Genomic DNA, 6,803 nt, shown 5'->3' with positions numbered 1-6,803 from the left:
GAAGTTGAATGGCATCAATACACGGAGCTCAGTCTCGCGAGGGACTGCATCTAGCGTTCGTGACCCCGATCGGGTCGGGTCAAGGGAGTGCCGTTAACTGACCACGCCGGCACGCCACGCCCACGCGGCGATTTCGACCCGGTTGCGGGCTCCGATCTTGGCCGTGATGTTCCGAGCGTGAGTCTTGACCGTCGAGAGCGAAACGAAGAGGTCAGCAGCGATCTCCTCGTTCGTGCCGCCGCGTGCAATGGCGGCGGCGATCTCCACCTCGCGATCGGAAAGGCCGTGGTGCTCGGTCGGCGCCGTTGTCGCTGATGCGAGCTCACCCAGCAATCGTACGGTGATGGAGGGCGACACGAGTGCATCCCCGTCCGCTGCGGCTCGCACAGCCTCGACCAGTAGACGTGGACCGGCATCCTTCAACAGGAATCCGGAGGCCCCCGCCTGCAGCGCAGAACGCAGGTACTCATCGGTGTCGAACGTCGTGACAACTACGACACGCGGTGCATCCGGCATCGACGTGATCAGGCCGGTCGCGTCAATCCCGTTCATACCGGGCATACGGATGTCCATCAGCACCACATCGGGGTGCAGAAGTTTCGTGGCAGAAACCGCGTCTTCGCCAGACCCTGCGGTTCCCACCACCTCGATATCGCCTTCAGCCTCCAGCACCATCGTGAACCCGGCGCGCACCATCTCCTGATCGTCGGCCAGGAACACCCGAATCATCGCTCCGCCGCCATCGGCAGACTCACTCGCACACTCCACGTGTCATCCTCGACGGCTCCGGCGCGCATGGTTCCTCCGAGGGCAGTGACGCGCTCCGCCATGCCCGTGAGCCCGAACCCTCGCGACCCGGGCATCCGAGTGCCGTCATTCACTCCGTCATTGTCGATCTCGATCAGCAGCTGGCCTCCCGCTGACCGCACCGAAACTCGGGTGTTGCCCTCAGGGGCGTGCCTTCGCACGTTCGTGAGCGCCTCCCGAACCACGCGGTACGCCGATTCGCCAATCCCTGGAGGCGTCGTATCGGTCGGTTCCTCGAAGGTCAGCGTCGTGCGTGTGAGCCCGGGATTGAATCGTTCAACAAGAGCCGGGATGTCCGCGAGCGCGTACTGCACCGTGAGCGGGGATCCATCGTCCGACTCCTCCCGCATCGCCCCGACCATCCTGCGCATCCCCGACAGTGCCTCCGCACCGGCGGTCTCAATGGACTCCAGGGCTTCTGTGACCCGCTCGCGGTCACTGTGCGCGACAGCAATCGCGGCCTGCGCCTGCACGACAATGCCGGTCACCTGGTGCGCTACGACATCGTGGAGCTCACGGGCCAGCTCCATGCGCTCTGCTCGGCGCGCGGCTTCAACCGCCGACTCTCGTTTCGTGAGCATGTACCGGCCCGCCAAGCCGCCAGCGACTGAACAGCCCCAGAGCAGCAGTGCGAGCAATACGAACGTGACGTCGAAACCAAGACGCAGGAGCACCCCGCCGAGGGTCACGGCGAGCGCAGCGGCACCCACGATGATCGCACCGCGCCTCGCGCATCCGCGAATCCCGGAAATCGTCAGCACGATGATCGCGGCGGTCTCCGTCAGCGACAGAGCCGGGCTACCGACCGGCACGGAGACCACCGAACCGAGGAAGGAGACGGCGAACGCCGATCCGACGGCCACGCCGATCGGCATCACCCTGCGCGCCAGCGCGAGCCCCGCCACCACGATCGCGATGAAGGCGGTAGCAAGGGCGCCGGCAATGAAGCTCGAATCAGGGTCGACGATGAGCCGCGAGCCGAGTTCGAAGTCGGCGGCCAACAGCAGCGCCAATACTCCGAACTCCGCGGCACTTGCCAGGACTCGCCAGCGTACCCGCCGCAACCGCAGCGGCCGGGTGTCACCAGTGCTCCTGCCCGTCATCACCCGGTCAGTCTATTGAGTGCGCGGCCACCGCCACCACGATACGAATGCAAATCGTTCAAAGGAACGATGAGTGGCACGACAAGCCGTTCTGGAGGTCGATGCGAGGCCTGTGGTGTGAGCGTGAGAGTAGACGCATGATTCTTGCTGACGGTCATTCGCGACCCTCCAACACTGTTCCATCATCGAAGCTCGCGGCCCGAACGGTCGACCTCGTACGGGAGTACGGCGCCGGCGACAGTCGAGTGCGCGCACTCGACGGGCTGCACATCGAGCTCCACAGCCGGCGGTTCACCGCGATCATGGGCGCATCCGGTTCTGGTAAGTCGACCCTGCTGCATTGCCTCGCCGGTCTCGATCGCGCGACGTCGGGTCGGATTCTGCTCGGCGAGACCGATCTCGGCGGTCTGGATGATGCCGCCCTCACCGCCATCCGGCGCGACAGGATCGGATTCGTGTTCCAGGACGGCAACCTCCTGCCCCACCTCACGGCCGGCGAGAACATCGACCTCGGGCTGTCGCTCGCAGGACGACGCCCCGACCGCGCATGGCGAACCGAACTCGTCGGCCGCCTCGGCATCGCCGACCGTCTTCGGCACTTGCCGTCAGAATTGTCGGGAGGGCAGCGCCAGCGAGTCGCGGTGGCGAGAGCCCTGCTCGGCCACCCGGATCTCATCGTTGCCGACGAACCGACCGGCGCACTGGACAGCGCATCCGGCGGAGCGCTGCTGGGACTTCTCAGGTCATGCGTCGACGACTACGGGCAGACCGTGGTCATGGTGACGCACGACCCCTCGGCCGCCGCCGTCACAGACGAAGTCGTGCTGCTGAAAGACGGACGTTCGGCGGGCATCCTCAATCAGCCCACTCGTGAAACGGTGCTCGAGCGCGTCGCCGCGATCAGCGCGCAGCCGGGAGCCGTCGCATGATCGTCCCGCAGACCGCCGTCCGAAGCATCAGGAGACGGCCAAAACAGGCCTTGATGATGGGCCTCGCGATCGCGCTCGCAACCGCCTTCGCAGCGTCGTCGATCCTTATCGCGATCAACGCAAGGGCCGCACTCGTCGCCTTCGGAATGACAACACCGGAAGCGACCGATGTTGTCGTCGTTCCCCCTGAAAGCATCGACAACGAGGCCGTCGCCCATATGGCGGGGCAAGTGGCAGCATTGCCCGAGACGGACGAAGTCGCGGTCGAGTACCTGGGAGACGTCTCCGTTGAGGCGGGCGGTCTGACGTCCACGTGGAAACTGACAAGCGACCCCGGTTCCGGCGCTCTCAGCGCCATCCCCGACCTGGAGGAGGGGGATGCGCTGCAAGCGGGCGAGATCTACCTCGGTGTCAGCACCGCTGAACGATCAGGGGTCTCGGTCGGCGACACGGTCGTCGCAGCGGGGCGAGAGCTGGTCGTCGCCGGCATCGGGCAGATTCACGAGTTCGGCATGGATGTCGGGCTCATAACGGAAGAGGACGCCGTCGCCATCGGCTCGATGACCCCGGTGCAGATCTTCATCGCCGGTGACATGGATCCGGATGCCGTGAGCGCGCTGATAGGAGACAGCCTCGTCATCAGCGGCGAAGAACAACGAACCGACCAGGCGAGAACGGTGACGGACACGCTCGTAGGCGTGTTCGGCGCGCTCACCGTGTTCGTCGGCCTTGCGCTGCTGTCGGCCGTCGTGATCGTCGGCTCTACCTTCCGGACGGTGTTCTCGCGTCGGGCGACCGAACTCGCTTTGCTGAGATGCGTCGGTGCGGGCCGCGCGCAGTTACGGCGTCTCGTGCTGTTCGAAGCGGCATGCATCGGCCTGCTCAGCGGTATCGTCGGCGTCGCGGTCGGATGGGCGCTCGCCGCCGGGCTCGTTGCCGTTGCGCAGTCCAGCGGTCTGCTGACGGATGCGTTCAACTCGGCCCCGCTCGCACTCGTTGCGTGCCTGGTGCTGGCGACACTCTCCACCGTTGTCGCAGCGCTTCCGGCAGCGAAAGCCGCGGGGAAAGCCTCGCCGATAGCAGCGCTGAGCGCAGCCAGGGCAACGGAGGCACGGTCGACCAGACGCGCTGTGCGCCTGGTCGCAGCGAGTGTCCTTGCGTTGAGCGCTGTCGCCACCGGTGCGGCAGGTGCGATCGCGGCGAGCACCGACGAGTTCCTGGCACTCGGGTTGACGGCGCTCAGCGGTGTGCTGCTCTTCGTCGCGCTCGTGTGCATCGGGCCCTTTATCGTTCAGTGGTTCGCGGCACTCCTTCGACCCTTGACCGGGTCGTCGGGAGCGGTCCGTGTTGCGGTATCGAACGCACGTCGGTCCTCCCGCCGCACGGCTGCCATGAGCACCGTTCTGATGCTGGGAGTTGGGCTGACGGCCTCACTCGTCGTCGGCGTAGCCGGAGCTACCGCCGATGCCCGCGAGGACATGGAGAGCAACTTCTCCTCCGCTGCGATCATTCCCGTCGACTTTGTCGACGACCCCGATGCCGTTGTCGACCTGCTGACCGAGCATCCGGCAGTGGATGTTCGCGTCGACGGGCTCGACATTCTCATTGATCCCGCTCCGGGAACTGGCGCTGTTGAACTGCGCTCGGCGGTGCTCGAGAGCGTCAGCGACGGCACGCCCGTGTTCTGGGCATCCGACGTCCGGGCGGGTATCGAGCAGACGCTCCTCATCGGCCAGATCATCGGCATCGTCATGATCAGCGTGACCCTCATCGTGGCAATGGTCGGAGTCATGGTCACCCTGGCGCTCTCCGTCGCCGAGCGGCGCGAAGAAATCGCGCTGATCCGCGCCCTGGGCATGACTCGAGCGGGTGCGCGTCGCTCACTCGCCATCGAGGCTGCGCTCGCGGCAACGCTGGGGTCGATAACCGGTGTCGTTTTCGGCAGCGGCTACGGTCTGCTCGCGCTGAACGCGCTGGGGATGTCTGCCGGTGCACCGCCGATCGGCTCGCTCACTGCCGTTTTCTTCGGCGTCATCATCGCCTCGATCCTGGCGGCCGCGATCCCCATGCGGACAGCGGGCCGTGTTTCACCGGCGATTGGCATGGCAGCTCGATGAAACCCCTCGCCGCAACGGCCGTCCGGCCTCGATACAGCCTGGTCAATACTCAGAAAGGTACGAAAACTATGCACGCTCGAATGAAACTGCTCGTTGGCGCAATCGGCGCAGTCGCCGCGCTGACCGTAAGCGGATGCACCGTAGTGCAAGACACGTTTCAGGTGGGGGAACGCGAGTTCCACTTCGACACGATTGCCGACGTCCAGGAATCAGGGGAGGCGTTCCGCTTCCAGGGATTCGTGCCTGACGATGCGACCGACATTCGCATGATTGCGCAGCTCGACGGTCATGCGGGTCTCATGCGATGGACGAGCCCGACCGAGTTCGATTCCGAGCACTGCAGCGCGGCGGATATTACAACGACGCCGCCGTTCGACCCGGAGTGGCTGATCGACCCGATTCCCGAGGCAGGAGCCGCCTGCGGTTCCTGGGCGGTCGTCAGCAGCGGCGGAGTGCACTTCGCCTGGTCGGACCCTGAGAACGAGTAGCCCGGCTGCATGGAGTGTGCACCACGCCTCGCCCCTCGGGAGGCGTACATGCGGATCAGCTAAGAGCCCGCGCGGATAGGCGGAATCTACTGCGGTGGTCGGTAGCGCTCCTGGACTGCGTTGTCGTCGTCGAACGCAGCTCCACTGCGCCCTTCCTCCTCCGCCTTGCCCAGAACCCCTACCGGCCATCCTCGCCACGACTCCCTATCCGCGCGCACTCTAACACGCAACTTTCGTCGCACTCGACGGCGAGGGAAGCCCAACGCTGAGGCGCAGCGCACACGCTCCAACCAGATGCAGTCTCACGTTTGCGGTCTCCTTGCTGAAGGGGTCGGGGGAACCGACCTGGTAGAAGCCGGAGATCACTGCCGCACGCTGGGCCGAACAGGTGCATGTATGGCGCGACCGAGAATCGTCACGGGGAGTCCAGGATCGATGGTCGAGATGTCCGCGAGACTGTGTCTCGCAGGGTCTCTGTTGCATAACAGTGCGCTCGGTAACTTGCGATACGGGCAGAATCTGACAAGAGTGTTTATGGCTGGTTGTTCTACCGGCAGTCGAAATTGTAGTGAGGAGCATCGTCATGCGGAGAAGAAAATCCGTTCTTATCGTCGGCCTTTCGGCCGTTGCCATCGGACTCTCGGGTTGCACGGGAGGCGTTGGCACCGGGGATGGCGGTGGTGAAGACGGTGGCTTCACCGTCGTCCAGTGGGGAGGTGTGTCGCAGGAGATCTCCTACGCCGAAATGTTCGAGCCGTTCGCCGAGGAGCGGGGCATCACCATCAGTCAGGATTCTCCGACCGACTACGCGCAGCTCGAAGCGATGGTGGACGCGGGGCAGGTCAGCTGGGACGTCGTCCAGGGTGAACCGCACTTCACCGCTCGCGCCTGCGCCGACGGCAAGCTTGAGCCGTTGAGCGACGAGGTAATCGCAGCTGCCGAGGAGAACGGCGTCGACATGGACCAGGTGACGGAGTGCTCCATCCCGATCCTGTACTACACCTACAACATCGCTTACAACACCGATACGTTCCCAGACGCTCACCCGACCACGTGGGAGGAGTTCTTCGACACGGAGGAGTTCCCGGGCAAGCGCGGAATGTGGCGTTCGGCAGCGGGAGCCGCGCTCGAAACGGCACTGCTCGCTGACGGAGTCGCACCCGAAGACCTCTATCCGCTCGACCTCGACCGGGCGTTCGAAATGCTCGACTCGATTCGTGACGACATCGTTTGGTACGACACGGGCGACGAACAGGTCCAGCTGACGGCAAGCGGTGAGACGCCGCTCATGCAGGCCTGGAACGGCAGAATACACGCGGCAGCCGGCGAAGGCATGCCCGTCGCCAATGAGTTCAGCGA

At 64.9% G+C, this 6,803-nt stretch carries 6 protein-coding genes; 4 read left to right on the top strand and 2 right to left on the bottom strand.

Annotation, left to right across the window (positions count from 1 at the left end; all coding sequences use genetic code 11):
- Positions 1-93: 93 nt before the first annotated feature.
- The gene (locus Q0O95_RS12660) at positions 94-729 is read right to left on the bottom strand and encodes a response regulator transcription factor (RefSeq protein WP_293699309.1); all 636 of its coding nucleotides are present in this window, start codon (positions 727-729) and stop codon (positions 94-96) included.
- Positions 726-1,910, bottom strand: coding sequence for a histidine kinase (locus Q0O95_RS12655; RefSeq protein ID WP_293699307.1), 1,185 nt, complete (start codon positions 1,908-1,910; stop codon positions 726-728). The genes Q0O95_RS12660 and Q0O95_RS12655 overlap by 4 nt, the downstream gene beginning before the upstream one ends.
- Before the next feature lie 137 nt (positions 1,911-2,047).
- Between Q0O95_RS12655 and Q0O95_RS12650 the strand changes: the two genes are divergently transcribed.
- The 4 genes from Q0O95_RS12650 to Q0O95_RS12635 all read left to right on the top strand — a co-directional run.
- A complete protein-coding gene (locus Q0O95_RS12650; protein WP_293699305.1) occupies positions 2,048-2,839 on the top strand; it encodes an ABC transporter ATP-binding protein in 792 nt (263 codons plus the stop codon).
- On the top strand, positions 2,836-4,956 hold the full coding sequence (locus Q0O95_RS12645) for an FtsX-like permease family protein (RefSeq protein ID WP_293699302.1): 2,121 nt from the start codon (positions 2,836-2,838) through the stop codon (positions 4,954-4,956). The genes Q0O95_RS12650 and Q0O95_RS12645 overlap by 4 nt, the downstream gene beginning before the upstream one ends.
- An 80-nt stretch (positions 4,957-5,036) precedes the next feature.
- Positions 5,037-5,444, top strand: coding sequence for a hypothetical protein (locus Q0O95_RS12640; protein WP_293699300.1), 408 nt, complete (start codon positions 5,037-5,039; stop codon positions 5,442-5,444).
- A gap of 583 nt (positions 5,445-6,027) precedes the next feature.
- Positions 6,028-6,803 (top strand): extracellular solute-binding protein (locus tag Q0O95_RS12635; RefSeq protein ID WP_293699298.1); only part of this gene is annotated, 776 nt, incomplete at its 3' end.

The sequence above is a fragment of the uncultured Agrococcus sp. genome (assembly GCF_945915485.1).
Classification (GTDB): Bacteria; Actinomycetota; Actinomycetes; order Actinomycetales; family Microbacteriaceae; genus Agrococcus.
The sequence above is the reverse complement of the archived record's forward strand: the minus strand, read 5'-3'. Positions and strand labels throughout refer to the sequence as shown.